Annotated in this window: 13 protein-coding genes; 7 read left to right on the top strand and 6 right to left on the bottom strand. The window is 72.2% G+C overall.

The window, feature by feature from the left end; all coding sequences use genetic code 11:
• Positions 1-36 precede the first annotated feature (36 nt).
• The 3 genes from ADL15_RS43830 to ADL15_RS43820 all read left to right on the top strand — a co-directional run bounded on the left by ADL15_RS43830 (position 37) and on the right by ADL15_RS43820 (position 3,392).
• On the top strand, positions 37-1,383 hold the full coding sequence (locus ADL15_RS43830) for a hypothetical protein (protein WP_157441970.1): 1,347 nt from the start codon (positions 37-39) through the stop codon (positions 1,381-1,383).
• 1 nt (position 1,384) lies between these two features.
• Complete coding sequence (locus ADL15_RS43825) at positions 1,385-2,005, top strand: class F sortase (RefSeq protein ID WP_232344923.1); 621 nt, start codon at positions 1,385-1,387, stop codon at positions 2,003-2,005.
• Between the two features lie 148 nt (positions 2,006-2,153).
• A complete protein-coding gene (locus ADL15_RS43820; RefSeq protein WP_232344922.1) occupies positions 2,154-3,392 on the top strand; it encodes a hypothetical protein in 1,239 nt (412 codons plus the stop codon).
• A gap of 412 nt (positions 3,393-3,804) precedes the next feature.
• On the opposite strand, the gene ADL15_RS43815 is transcribed toward ADL15_RS43820, so the two are convergent.
• From ADL15_RS43815 to ADL15_RS43795, 5 genes are all read right to left on the bottom strand, one after another.
• Entirely contained in the window at positions 3,805-5,652 is a 1,848-nt protein-coding gene (locus tag ADL15_RS43815) for a hypothetical protein (protein WP_067705315.1), read from the bottom strand.
• Between the two features lie 73 nt (positions 5,653-5,725).
• Positions 5,726-7,132 (bottom strand): glycosyltransferase, encoded by a 1,407-nt coding sequence (locus ADL15_RS43810; RefSeq protein WP_067705313.1) that lies wholly within the window; start codon positions 7,130-7,132, stop codon positions 5,726-5,728.
• The gene (locus tag ADL15_RS43805) at positions 7,129-9,318 is read right to left on the bottom strand and encodes a glycosyltransferase (RefSeq protein WP_067705311.1); all 2,190 of its coding nucleotides are present in this window, start codon (positions 9,316-9,318) and stop codon (positions 7,129-7,131) included. The genes ADL15_RS43810 and ADL15_RS43805 overlap by 4 nt, the downstream gene beginning before the upstream one ends.
• A 30-nt stretch (positions 9,319-9,348) precedes the next feature.
• On the bottom strand, positions 9,349-12,795 hold the full coding sequence (locus ADL15_RS43800; RefSeq protein WP_083972489.1) for a PA14 domain-containing protein: 3,447 nt from the start codon (positions 12,793-12,795) through the stop codon (positions 9,349-9,351).
• Positions 12,796-12,991: 196 nt separating this feature from the next.
• Positions 12,992-14,521 (bottom strand): CocE/NonD family hydrolase, encoded by a 1,530-nt coding sequence (locus ADL15_RS43795; RefSeq protein ID WP_232344921.1) that lies wholly within the window; start codon positions 14,519-14,521, stop codon positions 12,992-12,994.
• Between the two features lie 174 nt (positions 14,522-14,695).
• Here ADL15_RS43795 and ADL15_RS43790 point away from each other — a divergent pair, with 174 nt between their 5' ends.
• The 4 genes from ADL15_RS43790 to ADL15_RS43775 all read left to right on the top strand — a co-directional run bounded on the left by ADL15_RS43790 (position 14,696) and on the right by ADL15_RS43775 (position 20,830).
• On the top strand, positions 14,696-15,268 hold the full coding sequence (locus ADL15_RS43790; RefSeq protein WP_067705300.1) for a TetR/AcrR family transcriptional regulator: 573 nt from the start codon (positions 14,696-14,698) through the stop codon (positions 15,266-15,268).
• Positions 15,269-15,311: 43 nt separating this feature from the next.
• Positions 15,312-17,801 carry a PAS domain S-box protein gene (locus tag ADL15_RS43785; protein ID WP_067705298.1) on the top strand — a complete coding sequence of 830 codons (2,490 nt, stop codon included), beginning with the start codon at positions 15,312-15,314 and terminating at the stop codon, positions 17,799-17,801.
• A 452-nt stretch (positions 17,802-18,253) separates the two neighbouring features.
• On the top strand, positions 18,254-19,552 hold the full coding sequence (locus tag ADL15_RS43780; RefSeq protein ID WP_067705297.1) for a hemolysin family protein: 1,299 nt from the start codon (positions 18,254-18,256) through the stop codon (positions 19,550-19,552).
• 42 nt (positions 19,553-19,594) lie between these two features.
• Complete coding sequence (locus ADL15_RS43775; protein WP_067705294.1) at positions 19,595-20,830, top strand: SLC13 family permease; 1,236 nt, start codon at positions 19,595-19,597, stop codon at positions 20,828-20,830.
• A 38-nt stretch (positions 20,831-20,868) separates the two neighbouring features.
• On the opposite strand, the gene ADL15_RS43770 is transcribed toward ADL15_RS43775, so the two are convergent.
• A partial coding sequence (locus ADL15_RS43770; protein ID WP_067705292.1) for an outer membrane protein assembly factor BamB family protein occupies positions 20,869-22,217 on the bottom strand: 1,349 nt, incomplete at its 5' end.

Here is a 22,217-nt window from a genome sequence, read left to right as displayed (position 1 = left end):
GGCCTCCTAGGTGGACTTTCTTCGGTGGTGAGTCGGATGCGGCTGCTTGGGCCCCGGCGAGCGCTGCCCGCCCTGATCTGCCTCGGCGCGCTGCTCGCCGCCCCGGCGTCACCCCCACCGGCCGGCGCGGCGCCACCGCCGCTCCGTGTGCCGGCGGTTGCCGGTGTCGCGCCGCTCCGTGTGCCGGCGGTTGCCGGTGCTGCGGCGGTCCGTGCGCCCGGGTTCGCCGGGGTCGCGGCGGTCCGTGCGCCGGCGAGTGCGGCCGACTCCGCGGTGCGCCTGCAGGCGCTGCTCGCTCAGCACTCCGTGCTCGCGGCCGACCTGATGCGCAGCCGGATCCGGGGTGACGCCGACTTCGTGCAGGCCGCGAACTCCGCGCTGGGCCGCAATACCGAGGCGATGACCGCGCTGATGCGCGAGCTGTTCGGTGCCGCCATGGTGCGCCGCTTCGGTCCGATGTGGTCGGAGCACGTGGTCGAGCTGGTGGCGTATGCGAGCGCGGTCGCCGCCCAGGACGAGCCGGCGCGCGACCACGCGCGGGAGGAGCTCTCCGAGTACGAGGAGGAGCTCAGCGCCTTCTTCGCCGGCGCGTCACACGGCCGGCTCAGCACGGCCACCGCGCACCACGCCCTCGACCGGCACGTGCGCCACCTGACCGGCCAGGCCGACGCGTACGCGGCCGGCGACTACGTCACCGCCGACCGGATGTCCCGCGAGGGCTACGAGCACATGTACGACGTGGGCCGCACCCTGGCCGACGCGCTGCTGGCGCCCCGCGACCGGGCCGCCCTGCGGGAGCCGGTCTGGCGGCTGCGCTCCCGGCTGGGCGAGCTGCTCGCCGAGCACGTCGTGCTGGTCGAGGACGCCACCCGGGCCGCGGTTACCAACACCCCGGACTTCGCCGCCGCCGGCCAGATGATCAACGCGAACACCCGGGACCTGACCGCCGCGATGGACACCCTGTTCGGTGGGCCGGCCGCCCGGCGGTTCCAGCAGGTCTGGGGCTATCACGTCGAGCAGCTGGTCGGCTACGCGGCGGCGACCGCGGGCGGCGACCAGGCCGGCCGCGAGCAGGCGACAGGGCACCTGGGCGACTACGAGCAGCGGATGGGTGCGCTGCTCAGCGACATCACCGGGAAACGGATGACGGCGGCGGAGCTGTCCGCGGCGTTCCGGACGCACGACGAGATGCTGCTGCGGCACGCCGACGCGTACGCGGCCCGGGACTATGCGACGGCGCATCAGGTCGCGCTCGCGACGTACGAGCACGGCTTCGCCATGGCCCGGGACCTGGCGGACGCGTTCGGTGCCACGGTTGCGGCGCGGCTGCCGGTGGGCGGGGCACAGACCGGGTACGGCGGGCTGGCCCGGCCGGGGGGTTGACGTGCGCGGGGTGCTCATGTCGTACGGGAAAGGGTTGCTCGTCGCTCTTGTCTCCGGCGCCGTGCTGGCGGGGGCGGAGCCGCCGCAGACGGCCGTGACGCGCGGCAGTCCGCTCCCGCCGGCGGGCGTCGCGGGCCCGATCGTGGCGCGCGGATTCCGGTCCGAGCAGACGTTCCCCGAGGTCGCCGAGCCGGTCCGGGTGCGGATCCCGGCGCTCGGGGTGGACAGCCGGCTGCAGCGGCTCGGCCGGGAGCGGGACGGGACGATCGCGGTGCCCGGGCGGGTCGACGTGGCCGGCTGGTACCACCTCGGCGCGCGGCCCGGGCAACCCGGCCCGGCCGTCATCCTCGGGCACGTCGACTCGACGACCGGACCCGGTGTCTTCGCCGGGCTCGCCGGGGTCCGGCCCGGCTCGCCGGTGCTCGTGGAACGCGCCGACGGGAGCGAGGTGACGTTCCGGATCACCGGGGTGTCGCGGGTGCCGAAGGCGCGCTTTCCGACCGGCCTGGTGTACGCGCCGACCCTCGAACCGACGCTGCGGCTGGTGACGTGCGGGGGCGGCTTCGACCGTGCCCGGGGAAGCTATCGGGACAATGTCATCGCGTTCGCCGACCTGGCGTGAGCGGGCCGCGGCACTGGTGGCCGCGGTGCTCCTCATGCCGCCGGTGCCCGGGGCGCTTCTTGTGCCGCCGGTGTCCTCGGTCCTCCTTGTGCCGCCGGTGCCCGGGGGGCTTCTTGTGCCGCCGGTGCCCGGGGGTGAGGTGGCGCCGTTGCCGATCGACGCGGTGCTCGGCGGGGCGGGGGAGACCACGCTCGTGGTCGACGTGGGCGCGGCGGCGTCCGGTGCGCGAACCGTCACGGTGACCAGCGACGACGTGCCGCAGAAAGCGCGGCTGCTGCCGGTCGTCTCGCCGGAACTGACGGTGTCCATGGTGGTCGACGCGTCGGCGGAGGGCGCGGACGCGCTGCCGGGCTGGCTCAGCGCCGGGGCCAGGTTCAGCCTCGCCGCGCCGGCCCGGACCCGGAGCGTGGTGATCACCGACCGCCGTCCGGCCGCGGTGATCGCCGGGCCGGTGCGCGGGCCGAGCGGGGTGGTCCGGGCACTGGGCACGGTCAGCGCCGGCGGCGAGCGGGACACCGAGGCGGCGCTGACACTGGCCACGCGACAGTTCCCGGGTGCGACGGCGGGGCGGCGGGTGGTCCTGCTCTACACCACCGCCGCCGGGATCGCCGGGCTGAGCGCTCCGCGGCTGGCTGATCGGTTCCGGGCAGCCGGGATCCTGCTCGTCGTGGTCGGCACCACCGACCCGGACCGTTACTGGTCATCCGCCGCGGCCGCGACCGGCGGGTTCTTCGCGCCGGCCGAGGAGCCCGCGGTGGTGTCCGCTCTCGATCAGGTGGAGACGACGCTGAGCGGTCGCTGTCTGGTGCGGTTCGCCACACCGGCGCGGCTGCCCGCTCGGATCGTGGTCAGGGTGACGGCCGGGGGGTTGGTGCTGTCGGGCGAGACCACGCTCGGGCAACCCGTCCCGGAGGCGGGGGTGCGGCGGTATCGGCTGCTGGGCGGTGCCGTGGCGGTGCTGCTCGTCCTGCCGTTGATCTTGGTGGTGCTGCGCCGGCGTCGTTCCCGGAGGCGGCCTGTCGCGCCGGACACTCCGTATGCGGTGCTGCTCGGCGGCCCCGCACTCCCGGCCGTGCGGGCGCCGCTGGAGTCGGGGTCTCTGCCGGGATCGGATCCTGACCCGGAACCGGCGCGGTCTTCCGGTCCGGACTCGGCGTCTCTGTCTGGAGTGGCGCGGTCTTCCGGTCCGGACTCGGCGTCTCCGTCTGGGGCGGCGCGGTCTTCTGATCCGGACTCGGCGTCTCCGCCTGGGCCGGAGGGGGTGGATTCCGAGGCCGGTGCGCGGTCTGCGGCAGCGGGGCGGTCGCCGGATCCGCGTGCGGCCGGGACGATGCGTCCCCTGGCGCACGGTCGCGCCGCGGTGCCGGACTCCACATCGGATGGATGATCGCGTCCTCGGGCCGGCTTTTGCGGCATTCCACTTCCGGCTGCGGCGCAGGTCCCGGCCCCGGCTGGGTCCTGGGGGTGTGTGAGGGGTGGTGAGGCACCCCTGGGGGCCAGCTCGTGGGGGCCGGCTGGGTCCCAGGGGTGCCTTGTGGGTCGGGAGACACCCCTGGGACCCAGCCGGGGAGGTGTTGTGGTGGAGGTCTTGGTGCGGGTTGGGGTGTGGGGCCAGTTCGTGGGGGGTGGCTGGGTCCCAGGGGTGCCTTGTGGGTGGGGAGACACCCCTGGGGGCCAGCCGGGAGCCTGTTGCGGGTTCGCGGTTTTGAGGGTTGCGGGCTGCGCTGCGCGCCCCGGGCTGTCGCACGCCGGGCTGGGCTGCGCGCCCCGCGATGAGGCATGCCGGGTCGAGCTGGTGGTCAGGGGACGGGGACGAGAGTCCATTGGAGGCCGCCGTTGGCGTCGCGCCAGGTGCGGACTCCGGTTTCGGGGACGGCGGTGGGGTCGGGGCCGTAGCGGGCTATGCGGACGGCGTCGGCGGAACCGTCGGCGGAGAGCAACAAGTACTGCACGTGGTGGGTGGCGGGGTCGGTCAGGGCGGGGGTGAAGTCGCGGTCCGGGGTGATGACGAACTGCCGGGGGCGGTCGCTGGAGAGGACGACGCCGAACGCGTAGGCGGCGTCGGTGATCACGGCGCCGTCCGGGAGGTCGAGGGCGTCGAGGTCGGCGGCTACCCGGGCGTCGATCTGGGTCAGTTCGCGGCGGCGTTCCGAGCCGGAATCGGTCACCCATTCGGCTTCCTCGCGGGCCAGGGTCGACCGGCTGAGCACGGCGAGAGTGCCCGGGACCGCGGCGAACACGGCAACGATCACGGCCACCGCGAGCGCCCGTCGCACCACGCCGGAACCAGACCCGGCAAAACCTCCGAAATCGGCACCGGGCCGGCCCGGAGACCCAGCTCCCGGCAGCCTCGGGGAGGCACCGCCAGGCACGTTCGGGGAAGCGCTGCCCGGCAGGCCCGAAGGCCCGCCACCAGGCACGCTCGGGGAGGGACCTCCGGGCAGGCCCGAGGGGTCGGCTCCGGGCAGGCCGGGGGATGGCGAGGCCGGGGTGCCGGGCGCTGCGATGGCCGGGGCGCCGGCCGGGAGTGGGGCCGGCGGGAGGGCCCAGGCGATCAGGTGGCCGGCTACCAGGACGCCCAGCGGGATGACCGTGATGTTGAAGCGGAGCCAGCCGAAGGACGTTCCGGAGAGGAAGGCCAGGGCGTCGAAGGCCAGGACCGAGCCGAGCACGGTGATCGGTGCCATGACCCGGAGGTCACGGCGGCGCCATGCGATCACCAGGGCGATCGCGGTCAGGAGCAGGGCCACCGGGGACAGGCCGATCAGTTGCTGCAGCCAGTAGACCGTGCGGCTGGGGAGGTCGGCGCCGGTCACCGAGGAGATGTCCGAGGCTGCGGTGTCGACCTGGGTGGAGTTGCCGTACTGCGAGGAGAACGTGGCGAACCACTGGTCCACGATGATCTTGCTGGCTGCGGCCCAGAGCACGAAGGCCAGGAACGGCGGAAGGCCGACGATCACGGCATCCGCACGAGCCAGCGACCACCGTCGAGCCCGGCTCGCCCCCGGCGCCCCGGAGTCCGGGCCGCGCGCTGGGGAGTCCGGGCCGCGGGAGATGCGGTGGATGGTGGTGCCCAGGTAGGTGACCAGGGTGACGACGACCGTGACCGCCGCGGCCGGGGCCAAGGCCTCATACCGGGCGCCGTAGCCCAACGCCAACGCCAACCCCAGCGGCACCAGCAGCTCCACCCTGCCCTCCGCCAGCCACATGTGGAAGGAGCGGACCGCCAGCAGCAGGCACAGCAGGAAGCACGCCTCGCTCATCCCGTTGCCGGCATACAACAGCGTCATCGGATGTGCGGCAAAAGCGACGGTGAGCAGCAGGCGCGGCACCCGCCGCAGGCCGGTGCGCCGCAGGACGTCGTGGGCGACCGCGACGGTCGCGGTCATCAGGACCGCCGAGACCAGCGGGGCCAGCAGGGCCTGCTGGGTCAGGGCCGGGAACAGGTGGGTCAGCGGCAGGAACGGCAACAGGATCAGCGACGGCAGCGGGTTCCACACGAAACCGATCGCGGCCAGGTGCGGGTCGCGGCTGTAGAACACGTAGTAGCCGTTGGCCAGGCGGCTCATCGCGTCGCCGGGCAGCAGTTGGTGGTGCCAGAACCAGAGGGCCAGGCCGAGGTAGACCACGGCGCAGCTGAGGATCACGGCGCGACGCTCGCTCCAGAGAGGAGCACGACGGCGCCGCACCGCAGGAGACACCACCGGGCGGGACAGGAGATCAGACATCGGCCACCTCCGGAGCAGCGGCGGTCTTGGGCAGGTGCAGCCCGTGCGTGGTCTTCTCCCAGTACGACGGCTTGAACACCAGCTGCCAGGCCGCCTTCGCGCCGGCCAGGCTCATCATCACCCAGTACCCCGGTGACAGCAGGGCGGTGCCGAGCAGATCGGGGCGGTCCATCGTGCGTACCGACAGGACGTTCAGGTAGATCACCGTGGCGTTGCCGAAGACCAGGCAGAACAGGCCGAGGTAGTAGTACGGCGCGATGAAGATCTCCTGAAGGACGGCCGGGCGGTCCAGGAACCACAGCAGCGTGGTGGCCCACAGCACCGCATTGAGCAGTGCCGCCAGGGGTGTCCCGCCGACGAACAGGTTGAGGCAGAGCAGGCCGCGCCACCCGAGCTGGCGGAACGTGGCCCGCGGCGAGCGCAGGTGCACCAGCCAGGTCATCAGGTAGCCCTTGTACCAGCGGCTGCGCTGCTTGATCCAGTTGATGAAGTCGGAGTTCGCCTCCTCCAGGGTCACCGACCAGAGCACGCCGACCCGGTACCCGGAGCGGGCCAGCCGGATCCCGAGGTCGGCGTCCTCGGTCACGTTGTACGGGTCCCAGGCGCCCAGGTCCCGCAGTTCCCGCGTACGGAAATGGTTGCTCGTGCCGCCGAGCGGGATCGGCATCCGCAGCGCGACCAGGCCGGGCAGCAGCGACCGGAACCAGGTGGCGTACTCCAGCGCGAACCACTTGGTGATCCGGTTCTGGTCGACGTTGAAGTAGCTCAGCTCGGCCTGCAGGCACACATAGGACGGTCCGAGCCGGCGCAGCGCCACCACGGCCCGGCGCAGCTGCAACGGGTCCGGGATGTCCTCGGCGTCGTAGATCGTGACGAGCTCGCCGGTGGCCCGTTCCAGGCCGACGTTGCAGGCTTTCGGCTTGGTCTTCGGCTGCGACTCGGGCACCACCAGGATCTGCGCCCACGAGCCGGCCAGCGCCGCCTGCGCCACCGCGATCGTCTCCCGGTCATCCTCCTCCAACAGCAGGATGACCTCGAGCTTGTCGCGCGGGTATTCGATCGCGCCGAGATGCTGCATGAGCAGCCCGATCACGTCCGGTTCCCGGTAGGCCGGCACCAGCACGGTGTACACCGGAAGGTCCGCGTCCGGCACCGCGCGGGCCTCCTCGTCGCTGACCCGCACCTGGTGCTGGCCGCGGCCGGCGGCGTAGACGAGCACCACCCGGAACGCCAGCGCCGCGGTGTAGGCGATGGTCACGAACGCCACCACGGTCTGCAGCACCAGCATCGGCCGCAGCACCGCGACCACCCCGATCAGGACGATCGCCACGATCAGCCCGAGCCGCTGCGGCTTGGTCAGCACCATGTGCGCGGAGTGCGCACCGAACTTCTCGTTCATCGGACGGCCTCGGTGAGGGAAGGAGCAACCTCGGCGGGGGAAGGAGCCGGGCCGGCGAGGGCGAGGGCGGCGGGCAGCGACTGCAGGCCGAGCAGCACCGCGACCGCGACCAGGGCGACGAGCGCGAACCGGGCCCGCGGCAGGTAGGGCCGCACGGCCATCGGCGCGGGTTGTGGCGCGCGCCGCGACCACCGGGCCACGAAGATCACCACGATCGCGGTGAGCAGCAGGTCGACGGTGACCGGCAACGCCGCGACGCGGAACGCCGCCGGGCCGAGCAGGCGTCCGGTGAGCAGCACCGCGAGCAGCGCGCCGACGGTCACCGCGGCCAGCACGACCGACGCGAGGACCGCGCGCCCCAGCGCCACCGGCCGCGCCCCGGAGATCACCAGGGCACAGATCAGAAGACAGGCCGCGCCGCCGAGGAGGGCGGTTCCCGGCAGATCCGCCGAGGGCAGGGTGAGTGAGGCTTTTTCGTACGTCGTGACGAGCGCCCCACCGGAGTCCACCGGTCCGGCGGGCCGCCCGAGCACGGCGACCGCGGCCCGCAGCCCGCCGTTCACGGCGTCCACCGTGGACGCCGGGAGCAGGCCGCCGATCGCGACCACGGGCAGCAGCAGCGCCCACCGCAGCCGCGCCGCCGTCCGCGTGCCGACCAGCAGGACCGCCGCGCCGGCCAGGTACGCGCACGCGGCCGGCACCAGCCACCCGGTCCGGTCCGGCGCGGGCATCACCAGCAGCAGGGTGGCCGCCGCGGCCAGGAAGCCGGTGGCCAGCAGCCCGTCGGTCTGCCGGTCGTGCACGTCCGGCTCGTCCGGTGCGGGCCGTACCCGTCCGGCGATCAGCGCCGCCGCGGCCGCGAGGGGGATCAGCAGCGACACACCCGGCCCGCGGCTCCACAGCCCGTTCCAGGTGATCGAGAGCAGCGCCGGGCAGGCCACCGCGGTGAGCACCACGGCGAGGGTGATCCGGGTCTGCACCGCCCGGCGGACCGCGCCGAACAAGCGTCTCGCGTCCGCGCCGCCACCGGTCGGGATGCCGTAGACCCAGGCGCTGGTCACCGCGTAGCGCAGTGCGAAGACCACCACGATCGCGACCAGGTTGGCGCTCAGGTAGTGCAGGCCGCCGAGCTGCACTAGGGCGTAGAGCAGGCCCAGGTGGATCGGCGTGAGCGTGTTGTTGAGCAGCAGGAACCGGCCGAACCGGCGGCTGGTGGTCCGTTCGCCGGGGTGCATGACGAGCCGGTCCACGATCGCGAAGTTGCCGACGATCGCGACCTGCACGGCCAGGAACGCGGCGAGCAGGTACGGCAGCCCGGCGGCCTCCCCGAACGCCCACAGCGCGGCCGAGTTGACCGCGGTGCCGAGCGCACCGGCGGCCGCGAACCCGGCCAGCCGGCCGAGCGCGGAGTCCGGCCGGCGCATCGCGGCGAGCCGCAGCACCGCGAGTTGCCGCAGGTAGCGCAGCCCTTCCCGGAACGACGCCTTGCTCTCGCCGGCGTGCCGGGGCTGGAACGTGTACGGCACCTCGGCGACCTGCCGGATCCGGCTGCGGACCAGCACCTCGAGCAGGATCTTGTACCCCTGCGGGCGCAGCTCGGCGGTGCGGACCCGGTCCCGGCGGACCGCGAAGAACCCGCTCATCGGGTCGGTGACCGCGCGCAGCCGGACCGGGAAGACCAGCCGGGCCAGGGTGCCGGTGGCCCGCGAGACACTCCGGCGGAACGCGCCGCTGAGCCCGTCGACCCGGCCGCGGGTGCGGTAGCGGCTGGCCACCACCGCCTCGGCCTGGTCGACCTGGCCGGCGGCGAGCAGCTCCGGGACGGTCTCCGGCGGGTGCTGCAGGTCGCCGTCCATCACCACCACCCACTCGGCGCGGGCGGTGGCCAGCCCGGCCGCGACCGCGCCACCGAGCCCACCGGGGCGAGCTCCCGCCGGACGGTGCACCAGTCGTACCAAAGCCGGGTTTTGATCATGAATTTCGGTGATCACGCGGGGCGTCTCGTCGTCGCTGTCGTCGACGAAGACGATCTCGGCGGGGATCGCACCGAGCGCGGCCCGCAACCGCTCGACCAGCGGGCCGACGTTCTCCGCCTCGTTGCGGGTCGGCACCACCACGCTGACTATCGGCGGCGCGGCGACGGATTCCGGGATGGTTTTGAGCCGGGTTGGCGACAGATCCGCCATCGAAGATCTCCTCTTGGCCGGGGCTGTTGGCTACAGGGCGGTCTGTGTGAAGCGGGCGAGCGCGCCGCCGCCGTTCTCGTAGTACTCGACGGTCACGACGTGCTCGCCGGTCAGGGCGAGGTCGGCGGTGAAGGTGGCCGGCCCGTGGTCGGACCAGCCGTCGACGACGATCGCGCCGTCCAGCCGGACCCGGACGCCGTCGTCACCGGTGACGGCGAAGCGGTAGGTGCCGGCCGGATACGTGATCGTCTTGGTCCAGCGGGCCGAGAACCCGTCGGCCGGCAGCGCCGGATCGGGACTGCCACCGCCCCAGTCGAAGGCGACCGCATCGTCCTGCCGGGTCACCGCGGGCGGGCCGGTCAGCGCCGGGTCGGCGAAGTACTCGCCGGTCCACGCGTCGACCGGGCCGACGTCGCCGATCCGCTGGTAACCGAACCGGGCGAGCGCGCCGCCGTCGTTCTCGTAGTACTCGACGCGGATCGTGTGCGTGCCGGAGAGCACCAGGCGGTCGGTGCTGAACGTGTCGTTCTGGTTCACCCACCTGTCGACGATCGGTGCGCCGTCCAGGTAGACCCGGATGCCGTCGTCGCTGGCGCCGGCGAACCGGTAGACGCCGGCCGGCAGGGTGTCGGTGCGGGTCCAGCGGGCCACGAAGTGGTCGTTCGTGATCGCCGGGTCGGGGGAGCCGCCGCCCCAGTCGTTGCTGATCACCGAGTCGGTGCGGGTCAGGTCCGGCGCGCGGGCCGGGACGGCCGGGGCCGCGGTGTTCCAGAACTCGGCCGTCCAGTCGACCGGGTCGGCGGCGTCGGCGGTCTGCGCGAACGTCAGCCGCGCCACCGCGTCGCCGAAGTTCTCGTAGTACTCCATGGTCACCGTGTGCGGGCCGCCGCCGAGCAGGGTGGTCGCGGTCCGGGTGCGGCTCGCGCCGTCCTGCCAGGCGTCGATCAGGCGCAGGCCGTCGACGGTGAGCCGGACGCCGTCGTCCGCGGTGGTGGTGAACGTGTACTCGCCGGGTGCCAGGCTGAGGGTCCTGGTCCAGCGGGCCGCGAAGTGATCCGGTCGTATCGACGGGTCGGGCGAGCCGGTGCCCCAGTCGTGATCGATCGCGGTCTCGGCGCTGGTCAGGTCCGGTGTCCTGGACGGCATGGTCGGGCTCGACCCGGCGCCGGTGACATCCCAGTACGAGGCTTTCCAGGTGTCGTCGGGCTGGTCGATCGCGCCGGCCCAGTCCAGTTTGGCCAGTGCGTCGCCGCCCTGGTCGTAGTACTCGTAGGTGATCGTGTGGATGCCCGCGCCCAGGTCGCCGATCCAGTCGTAGGCGGTGCCGGACTGGCCCTGCCACTGGTCCAGGACCAGGGTGCGGTCGATGTAGAGGCGCACGCCGTCGTCCGAGACGCTGGTGAACCGGTACCGGCCGGCGGCGAGGTACTGCTTCTTGGTCCACCGGGCCGAGAAGCCGTCGGCCGGCACCGCCGGGTCCGGGGCCGCGCCGCCCCAGAGGAAGTCGATGCTCGGATCGCTGCGGGTCAGGACCGGGGCTCCGGCCAGGTTCGGGTTCGCATAGAAGGTCGCGGTCCAGGCCGGGGATTTCGCGTACGACGCGGTGTACGTGACCGGCTGCTCCGGGGTCACGATCGGGTGCCGCATGCCTTTGCCGTCGGACCAGCCGGTGAAGTGGTAGACGGTGCCGTCGGCGGCCGTGGCGGTCGGCGGGGCGTAGACCTCACGCTGGAAACCGACCACGCCGAGCCGTTCGTGCGGCGTCTCCTCCGGGATGCCGTCCAGGTGCAGCGGCAGCCCGGGCGGATCGGAGGTGATGGTGAACGTGCTGGTAACCGGCCGGATGGTGATCGACGCGGCGGCGCTCAGGCCGTTCGCGTCGGTGGCCGTGGTGGTGATCCCGTACCAGGTGTCGGCGGAGGACTCGCCGGTGGCCGGGACCGTGAACCGGCCGGCCCGGCCGGTCAGCGGGCCGACGAACGGGTGGATGTGGGTGCCGTGGTGCAGCACCACTGTGGTCTTGATGTCCGCGTCGTCGAGGTCGAAGCCGGCCGCGTCGGTGGCGAACGCGTTGTAGGTGACCGTGTCGCCGGCGCGGTAGGTGGCGCCGTCGGCCGGGACCGCGATCCGGACGGTCGGCGGGATGCCGACCTGGATGACGATCGGGATCGCCGTACTGGCGTGTCCCTCGCTGTCGGTGACGGTCAGTGCGACTTCGAAGACCCCGGTGGCCGGATAGGTCTTCGCCGGATTCTTCGTTCCGGACGTGGTGCCGTCGCCGAAGTCCCAGGCGTAGGTCAGCGCGTCGCCGTCCGGGTCGGTGCTGCCGTCGGCGGAGAAGTGCACGGTCAGCGGCCCCTGCCCGCCGGACACGTCGGCACTCGCGACGGCGGTCGGCGCGTGGTTGCCCAGGCTCCAGGTGACCTTGTAGAGCCGCCCGGGGATGTAGGTGACGTAGTACAGCGCGCCGTCCGGGCCGACCTTCATGTCGACCACCGAGCCGGCCGCCGCGTCGAAGTCGCTGACCGCGACGGCGTTGCCGTTCGCGTCCAGCTGTGCGCGGCGGATGAAACCCTTGGCGTAGTCGCCGAAGAAGAGATTGCCCTGATATTCCGCGGGGAACTGGTCGCCGCGGTAGATCGGGCCGCCGACCGACGCGGCGCTCACCCCGTCGTGCGGGTACGTGTAGATCGGGTCGATGAAGCCGGCGCAACCCGCCGTGCACTTGCCCTCTTTGAGCGGCCACCCGTAGTTGCCGCCCTTGACGATGTGGTTGACCTCCTCCCAGGTGTAGTCGCCGACGTCGCCGCCGTAGAGCTCACCGGTCAGCGGGTCGAACTGGAAACGCCAGGGGTTGCGGAAGCCGTACGCCCAGATCTCCTGCTGCTTGCCGGCCTGGCCGTAGAACGGGTTGTCGGCGGGGATCGACCCGTCCTTGTCGATCCGCAGGATCTTGCCGTGCGGGTTCGTCAGCACCTGGGCGTTGCTGGAGTAGCCGTTGTCGCCGACCGCGAAATACATCTTGCCGTCCGGGCCGAACCGGATGCTGCCGCCCACGTGCAGCTGCTGGGAGAGCGACTCGGTGCGGAAGATGGTGAACGGCCCGTCGGTGCCGACGTCGCCGGACGCGTCGAAGCGGACCAGGCGATTGTGCAGGTCGAGACCGGTGTAATAAAAGTAGACATAATGGTTGGCAACCCCGAAATCGGGATCGAATGCGATACCGATCAGTCCGCGGTCGCCGGTCGGCTCGGACGGCAACTCGGCGAACGGCGTGGCCAGCAGATGACCGTTCTTGAAGATCTTGATGGTGCCGGAACGCTCCAGGATGAAGATCCGCCCGTCCGGCGCGAACTCGAAACCCGACGGTTCGTCAAGGTCGCCGCCGATCACCAGCGAGGTCTGGAAATCCGCAGGTGGAGCCGCCTGAGCCGGTGTCACCAGAAGTGTTGTCGCCAGGATTGTCAGAATGGCCATGATCGATCGTGCGCGCACGGGACCCCCCACATCGGACCGCACCTGAAGAACTTAGAGGTGCGGTATTTCCGGGGTGGTGCGAGCAATGGAAAGAGCAATGACGTGAATGCTTCGGTCGTGTTTCCCGCGGTTCCGTAATGGAGATGGGCCACCGCGCGACGCGGTGACCCATTTCTCATGTCTATTTATGGCGATGCTATTGCAATGGCACGTCCACGTAGGACCCGCCGGTCACGGTGACCGAGCCGCCCGCGGCGTTCTCGTCGTAGTAGAGCGGGTCGACGGTGTCCACCACCAGGGTCAGCGAGTGCCCGGCCGGCAGGTCGTACGCGGTGGCGAACAGGTCCACGTCGACGCTCGTGGTGCCCGGCGCGTCCAGCCAGGAGACCGGGGCGTGGGTGATCAGCTTGGCGGTGCCCAGGGTGTCCAGGTCGTAGAGGTAGGCGACCACGGTGCCGGTCGCGGCGGTGCCGGTCAGCTCCAGGTGCACCTTCGGCACCCCGCGGATGTGCTGGGCGCTCGACGGGCGGTCGGCCGCCCAGACGCCGGCCCGGGTGCGGTCGACGAACGGCAGCCAGACCGACGGCTGCTCGCCAGTGATCGCCGCGGCGCCGTTGGTCAGCAGCACCACGCCACCACTGGCGAGGGTGTCCTTGTCGGTGGGCAGCTTCTTGGTCCACCCGGTGGAGGTCGCGCCGCCGAGCAGCCCGGTGCCGTCCAGCAGCCGGATCTTGCCGAGGCCGTACCGGCGGGCGGTGCCGGAGAGCGCGGACCAGGAGGCGTAGCCCTCGGCCGACGCGTTCAGCGGTTTGACCTGCACGGCGGGCTCGGTCTCGGCGCCGTTGGGCTGGCCGCCGAGGTAGTGGTCGAACCACTCGTACAGGCTCTGCCAGGCGTCGTTCGGCAGGCCCAGCACGCCGGTCAGCTCGGCGATGGCGTGGTCACCGGGGCGCAGCTCGAGGCGCTTCGGGGTGGTCAGCTTGCCGAAGAAGCCGGTCAGCTGGTTGGGCGGGAAGAACGAGTCGCCCCAGCCGTTGGCGAGTAGCACGGCCGGCTGGTTCGCGTTGATCGCGTCCAGGTAGGTGGCCGCCGAGCGGGCCTTCGCCCAGGCCTGCACCTGGCCGACGTTCTTGTTCGCGTTGAAGTCGGCGAGCGCGGTGCTCAGCTCGGGGCTGGGCTTGCCGACCAGCTGGGCGGCCAGCTGCAGCAGCCCGGACGACTGCCGGTGCCGGGTCGAGCCGGAGTAGAGCGAGTAGACCAGGTCGGACCAGCCGCTGAGCGCCGCGACCGCGCGGATCCGCTTGTCGGTGCCGGAGCCGAGCAGGCTGATCCCGGCGCCGTAGGAGATACCGGCCGCCCCGATCCGGGCCGGGTCGGTGGGCGTGTTCGCGATCGTCCAGTCCAGGACCTTGGACAGGTCGGCCATGTCCTGCGGCCCGGCCGTGTCGATCGTCCCGCCGGAGAGCCACCAGCCGCGCGGGGTGTACGACACCACCACGAAGCCGCGCCCGGCCAGGATCTTGGCCTGGGCGATGTACTCCACGTCGTTGAGTCCCCAGCTGGACGGGAACACGATCGCCGGGTGCTGCCCGGCGGCGGCTGGCGCGATCCAGTTGGCCTTCAGCGCCACGCCGCCGGCGCCGGATATCTCGACGGCCTGCAGAGCGGTGGTGGGTGCTGCGGAAGCGGACGTCGCGGTGCCGGTGAGGACGGCAAGAACGAGCAATAAACCACTGAAAACCGAAAAAAGGCGGTGTGGTGCCATAGCGCACTCCTGGGGCAACTCGGGTGGGTATGGCGACGTCGTGGCGGCAGCGTAGGAAGTGGTACCGAGAAAGTGAAGGTGATGACATTCTCGTTACCGGCCGGTAACGTAACCCGTCGGTAAGGGGGGTGGAAGTTGCTCTACGGAACCCCGACTGCGCGTCGCCGCGACGCTCAGCGCAACCGCGCGGCCATCGTCCTGGCCGCGAGCGAGGTGCTGACCGAGGGCGACCCGGTCTCCCTGATGCCGGAGATCGCCCGGCGGGCCGGCGTCGGCCAGGCCACGCTCTACCGGCACTTCCCGGACCGGCACGCGCTCACCGCCGCGGTGATCGAGCACCAGCTCGAACGCCTGGAGCAGGCCGCCGCCAGCCTGGGCCCGCACCCGGAGCACTTCCGGCAACTGCTGCGCTCGGTGCTGCACACCCAGATCGCCATGCGCGGCCTCGTGGTGCTGATCCGCCGGCTCGACCCGGCCACCCAGAACCGGTTCCGGCAGCGCGCCCTGACCGCCTTCGACGCGCCGATGCGGCAGGCCCGCGAGCACGGCCACGTCCGCGCCGACCTGGTCCCGGACGACCTCGCCCTGCTGTTCACCATGGTCCAGGGGGTCGCCGAGGCCACCGCCGACGCGGCCGCCGCCCGCGCCGCCGCCGACCGCTCGGTCGACCTGATGCTCGACGGCATCTGCCGGGTCGTGCCCGGCTGAGGCCCGGCCTCAGGTTCCGCGGCCGCGCGTCGATAACACCGAGGTGCAGACTGCCGAGATGCAGGCGCTCGACGCCGCGGAGCGGGCGGAACTGGAACGACTCCGCCAGGTGGTCGCCGAGGACCCCGCGGCCGTCGCGCGCGCCGAGCGGTACACCCGCGCGCTGCTGGCCGCGGTCGAGACCCAGCGGGCCGTCTCCTCGGTGGCACAGGACCGCGACCTGGTGCTGCGGGTGGTCGCCGAGCAGGCGGTGGCCGCGTTCCCGGCCGCCGACGGCGCGATGGTCGAGCTGATCGAGGGCGACCTGCTGCGGTACGTGGCCGGCGCCGGGATGCTGGCCGAGCACGTCGGCAAGTACCAGGGCATCGCGGACTCGGTGAGCGGCTCGGCGCTGGCCGACGGCCGGCCCACGCACTGCGCCGACGTGGAGAGCGACGAGCGGGCCAACCGGGGGATCTGCCGGAGCACCGGGGTGCGCTCGATGTGCGTGACACCGCTGTTCAACCGGGACCGGGCGATCGGCGTCCTCAAGATCGCCAGCAGCGAGCGGAACGCGTTCGACGCCGACGACGCCTGCCACCTGGAGCTGGTCGCCGGCACGGTGGGCGCCGCGCTGCGGCACGCCGAGGACTACGAGGCCAGCGTCGCGCTGCTGGCCGAGCGGACCAAGACCCTGGCCGCGCTCGAGTCGAGCGAGACCCGGTTCCGGCAGACCTTCGAGAACTCGCCGCTCGGCCTGCTGCTGTGCAGCACGGAGGAGGCGACGTTCGGCCGCTACCTGAACGCCAACCCGGCGATGACGGCGATCACCGGGTACTCGGCGGACGAGCTGACCACGATGTCGTTCGGGGACCTGCACCACCCCGACGAGCTCGAAGCGACCGCCGACGTGCTGCGCCGGCTCGCCTCGGGAGCGCTGGACTCGGTCAAGGTGGAGAAGCGGTACGTGCACAAGAACGGGCACACCGTCTGGATCCAGGCGCGGGTGGCGATGGGCGAGACCGGTCCGGGGACCCATCCGTACGCCGTGGTCCAGGTGGAGGACGTGACCGCGAGCCGTGCCGCGAACGCCGAGCTGCACCGCCAGGCGCGGCTGCTCGACCTGATCCCGGCCGGGGTGATCGTCCGTGACCTGGCCGGCGAGATCCTCTGGTGGAACACCGGCGCCGAGCGTCTCTACGGCTGGCCGGCCGACGCCGCGCAGGGCCGGGTCACCCACCGGTTGTTCAGCACCAACTACCTCGGTGGCGGCACGTTCGAGGAGCAGGCCGCGGCGCTGGAGCGGGACGGCTGCTGGGACGGCGAGCTGCAGCACCTCACCGCCACCGGGCAGCTGGTCACCGTGCTCAGCCGCCAGGTCGTCCACCGGCCGGCGGACGGACCGGTCCAGGTCCTGGAGATCAACACCGATGTCAGCGTGGCGCGGGCCGCGCAGCAGGCGGTCGCGCTCAACGAGCAGCGCTTCCGGGCGCAGTTCACCCAGTCCGCGGTCGGCCAGCTGGTGCGCGGGCTGGACGGCACGCTGGTCGCGGTGAACCAGGCGTTCGCCGACATGGTCGGCCGCAGCCCGCAGGACCTGATCGGCCGGACCGCCGAGGAGCTGATGCACCCGGAGGACATGGGCGCGGCACACCGCAAGATCGCTCGGCTGTTCACCGGGGAGACCGACGCGTACGCGCACGAGGCGCGGCTGCGGCACTCCGACGGGCACTGGGTGGACACCGAGGCGACCGTGTCGGTGGTGCGCGGCGCGGAGGGGCGGCCCAAGCACCTGATCGTGGTGGCCACCGACATCTCCACCCGCCGCGCCGCGGAGCGCGCCCGTGACCAGGCGGCCGCCGCGCTGTCCGAGCGCAACCTCGAGCTGGAGGCCGCCGACCAGCTCAAACTCGACATGATCGGGATGCTCGGCCACGAGATCAACAACCCGTTGTCGGCGATCCTCGGCTACAGCCAGATGCTCGCCGAGGAGGTGGACCCGGCGAGCCCGCACCACCGGGCCATCAAGATAATCAGCCGGCAGGCCGATCGGCTCGACGAGATCGTCGGCGAGGTGCTCGCCATGGTCAGCCTGGACGCCGGGAACATCCACGCGGTCCGCGAGCGGGTGTCGCTGCGCGCCGAGGTGCGGCGGGCGCTGGACTCCAGTGGCAACCGGGACATCCCGCTGCTCGGCCCGGACGCCACCGTGCTGTTCAACCCGTCGCACCTGCAGCAGATGGTGGTCAACCTGCTCTCCAATGCGGCGAAGTACGCGGGCGGGGCGAGCGCGCTGCGGATCGAGCCGGCCGGGGACCGGATCGGGCTCCGGATCGAGGACACCGGGCCGGGTGTGCCGGACGAGTTCCTGCCCCGGCTGTTCGAGCGGCTGGCCCGGGCGGATCAGACGGCCGACACGATCCGGGGGACCGGGCTGGGGCTCTACATCGTGCGCAGCCTGGCCCGGGCCAACAACGGCGACGTCCGCTACGAGCCCCACCCGGCGGGCGGCTCCGTCTTCATCATCGAAGCCGAACCCGCCCCGAGCGTGTGAAGTTGTGGTGCGGAGCGCGCCGCAACTCCCCACGCAGCGGGGGTTTGCCCCGAGCGTGGGGACTTCGGGTGCGGAGCGCGCCGCAACTCCCCACGCAGCGGGGGGTTTGCCCCGAGCGTGGGGACTTTCGGTGCGGAGCGCGCCGCAACTTCACACGCCGAGGGGTGACCGTGACCACCCGCGGACGTCGCCCCGGAGGGCTTCGCGGTCTGGACGCGTAGCGGCCAGCGAAGCCCGCAGGGGTCCCGGCGGGAGCGACGATCTGTACCCCAGCGGACGCACGACATCGATCTTCTGAATTTGATCTTGATCTTCGCGTGACTGAGCTTCACCCCGCCGCGCTCCCGTTTCATACGACCGGGTTTCCTGGGAATGGCATTCAGCTTTGCTGGGTACCTTCACGGAACTCAGCGCCGGGGTCCGGCGCTGAGTCTCAGTCAGCGAAGGAGTTGATGTCCGCCGTGGGCGGATACGGGTGGCAAGTAGTCCTCGTCGTGGTTCTCGTGCTGCTCAACGCAGCTTTCTCCGGCAGTGAGATGGCACTGATCTCGCTCCGCGAGAGCCAGCTCCAGCGCCTGGAGCGGCAGAGCCGAACCGGTCGCACCCTGGCGAAACTCGCCCGGGACCCGAACCGGTTCCTCGCCACCATCCAGATCGGCATCACCCTGGCCGGGTTCCTGGCCTCGGCGGCCGCCGCGGTCTCGCTCGCCCAGCCGCTGATCAAGCCGCTCGGCTTCCTCGGCACCGCTGCCGAGCCCGCCTCGATCGTGGTCGTCACCCTGGTCCTGACGTTCTTCACGCTGGTCATCGGCGAGCTCGCGCCCAAGCGCATCGCGATGCAGCGGGCCGAGGGCTGGGCCATGCTGGTGGCCCGGCCGCTCGACATCCTGGCCACCCTGTCCCGCCCGGCGAACTGGCTGCTCGGCAAGAGCACCGACCTGGTGGTGCGGATGGCCGGTGTCGACCCGGACGCGGGCCGCGAGGAGGTCAGCACCGAGGAGATCCGCGACATGGTCGCCCAGCAGCAGGACTTCACCGCGGAGCAGCGCACCATCATCAGCGGCGCGTTCGAGATCGCCGACCGGATCCTGCGGGAGATCCTGGTGCCGCGCCGCGACGTGCTGGTGCTGCCGGCCCAGCTGCCCGCGCCCGAGGCGCTGCAGCTGCTCGTCGACGGCGGCCACTCGCGCGCCCCGGTGACCGGCCCGATGGGCCTCGACGACGTGCTCGGCGTGGTGCACCTGCGTGACCTGGTCGGCGCCGAGGGCCCGGTCCGTGAGCACATGTTCACCCCGCTCTTCCTGCCCGAGACGCTGAAGATCGCCGACGCGATGCGCCAGCTGCGCACCCAGCGCCAGCAGTTCGCGCTGGTGGTCGACGAGCGCGGCGCGATCGACGGGATCGTCACGATGGAGGACCTGGTCGAGGAGGTGGTCGGTGAGATCTACGACGAGACCGACCGCGACGTCCAGTCGGTGATCCACGAGGACGACGGCTCGATGCTGCTGCCCGGCACGTTCCCGATCCACGACCTGCCGGACATCGGCGTCGAGATCGAGGAGGAGGACGAGGGCGACTACACCACGGTGGCCGGCCTGGTGCTGGCCCGGCTCGGGCACATCCCGACCGCGCCCGGCGAGACGGTGGCGATCGACGGCCACACCGCCGAAGTGGTCGAGGTCACCGGCCGGGCGATCACCAAGCTCCGGCTGCGGCCGGTGGAGAGCGAAGAGCCCGCGTCGGTCGCCTGACCCCGTGGTTTGCATCCTGCCCGGACCGGGCAGGATGCGGCGGTGTCCACGATCATCGCGCTCGTGCTGCTGGCCGCGGTGCTCGGTTTCGCCGTCGCCCGGCCGCGCGGCCTGCCCGAAGCGGTAGCCGCCGTCCCGGCCGCGCTCCTCTGCATCGCCCTCGGGCTGGTCTCGTTCACCGAGGCCGTCCACGAGGTGCGGGAACTGCTCCCGACCGTGCTCTTCCTCGCCGCCGTGCTGGTCCTGGCGTACCTGGCGGAGAAGCACGGTGTCTTCGAATACGCCGGCGCGGCCGTGGCCCGGTTCGGCCGGGGCCGCCCGAAAAGGCTGCTCACCGCGGTCTTCGCGGCGGCCGCGCTGACCACCGCGGTGCTCAGCCTGGACGCCACGGTCGTGCTGCTCACCCCGGTGGTGCTGACCGTCGCGGCCCGCGCCGGGGTGCGGCCCCGCCCGCACGTCTACGCCTGCACCCACCTGGCCAACTCCGCGTCGCTGCTGCTGCCGGTGTCGAACCTGACCAACCTGCTGGCGTTCGCGGCCAGCGGGCTGAGCTTCGCCGGGTTCGCCGCGCTGATGGCCGTGCCGTGGCTCGCCGTGGTCGCCGTCGAATACGTGATCTTCCGGTTCTTCTTCGCCCGTGACCTGGTCGGCCAGGCCGAGGCGCCGCCACCGCCCGGACCGGCCCCGAAATACGCCCTCGCGGTGCTCGCCGTGACCCTGGCCGGGTTCGCCGCGTTGCAGCCGTTCGGGGTCGACCCGGCCTGGGTGGCGGCGGCCGGGGCGATCGGACTGGCGATCCCGCTGCTGCGCCGGCGCGCGGTCGGGGCGGGAACCCTGCTCGCCGAGGCGAACCCGGCGTTCTGCGCGTTCGTGCTGGCGCTCGGGGTGGTGGTGCTCGCGGTCCGCAGCAACGGGCTCGGTGACTGGATCGACGGGCTGGTGCCGCGGCACGCCGACCTGCTCGGGCTGCTCGCGGTGGCCGGGCTCGCGGCGATCCTGGCCAACCTGCTGAACAACCTGCCCGCGACGCTGGTGCTGCTGCCGGCCGCGGCGCACTCGCCCGGGCTGCTGATGGCGGTGCTGATCGGGGTGAACGTCGGGCCGAACCTGACCTACGTGGGATCGCTGGCGACCCTGCTGTGGCGGCGGATCCTGCACGCGCGGGACGCGGCGCCGCGGACGTCGGAGTTCCTGCTGCTGGGGCTCGCGACCGTACCGGTCTGTCTGGTGGCGGCGGTGGTGGCGCTCTGGGCGGGCCTGCGGGTCGGCGGGATCTGACCCGCCGGGGCGGTTTTCTGCCGCCCCGGAGAGTCAGCTCAGCGCAGGACGACGACTGAGGGAAGCACCGTGGTCCGGTAGGTGGGGGTCAGCACCAGCTGACCCCGATGCTCGACGATCGCGGTGGACCGGACGCTCACCCACTCCCGGGTCACCTTGCCCTCGCGGAGCGCCGTGACCTGGCCGGACCTCGGGTCGAGCCGGACCAGACTGGCCTCGAGCAGCTTCGACTCCAGGACCAGCAGACCGTCGTCGTCGGCTCGGATGAGCGCCGGGTCGCCCAGGTTGCCCTGCTCGTCCCAGAGCTTGTGACCGTCCTTCAGGTCGAAGGCGATCACCTGGTTGCCGGTCCGGTTGCCGGCGTACAGGACACCGCCGTGCGCCACCATCGCGGGCTGGTCGATGCCACCCCGGATGCTCGGGCGGCTGGTGCCGATCAGGTCCAGATCCCAGCCGGTGGCCTTGGCCGGCACCGTGGCGACCTTCTTGCCGGCCGCGTCGGTGATCAGCACCGAACCGCCGCCCTTGCTGAGCGCGACAACCACGACCGGGTCGGCCGAGACCACGTTCAGCACCGAGAACAGGTCCTCGCCCATCGGGGTGGCGGACACCTGCTTCCCGGTGACCGGGTCGAGGATCACGATGTCGTGCTTACGGTCGAGGAAGCATTCGCTCTCCATCACGATGCGCTTGTCGGTCATCGCGAAGACCTCGTCGGTGCAGTACTTGGCGGTGGGCAGGCGCCACAGCCGCCGGCCGCTCGCCAGGTCGACGGCGGTCACGGCGCTCTGGTCGTCGTAGACCGCGACACTCCCGCCGGCGATCACCCGGACGCCGGCGAGGATGCTGCGGGTGCCGGCGGTCTTCTGCACCGGGACGGTGTGCGTCATCGTGCCGGTGGCCAGGTCGATCACGCCGATCTGGGCGCAGCCCGTACCGTTCTTGACCTGGTCCTCGGCGGTGCCGAAGGCGATCACGCCGAAGCCGGCTGCCGGGTCGTGGGAGGCCGTGCACACCGGTGAGCCGGCCGGGACCTCGGTGGCCCAGGCCCGGGTGCCGTCGGCCAGCCGGTAGGCGGCCACGCCACCCAGGGACACGCGGACGACCAGGTCGTCGGTGACCCAGGTGGCGAACGAGGTGGCCTCCTCGGCGGCGCCGTCCTGAGGAAGCCGGTCCTCGGCGGTGGTCTTGGACCAGGCGACCGTCAGGGGTCCGTCAGTGGCGACGGCGGCGGTGGGTTTCGGGTCGACCCCGCCGGACCTGTTGCGCCAGATGAAGGCGGCGCCGGCCACCAGGACGAGCAGCACGATGAGGCCGGCCAGCAGGGGGCCGCGGCCGGCGGAGCGGGCGGGGGGCTGGGGTTGTACCGGCCACTGCTGGTGGGGCG

The sequence above is a fragment of the Actinoplanes awajinensis subsp. mycoplanecinus genome, from assembly GCF_001509495.1.
GTDB lineage: Bacteria > Actinomycetota > Actinomycetes > Mycobacteriales > Micromonosporaceae > Actinoplanes > Actinoplanes palleronii.
Note: the sequence above shows the minus strand (reverse complement) of the source record. Positions and strands in the feature narration are given on the sequence as shown.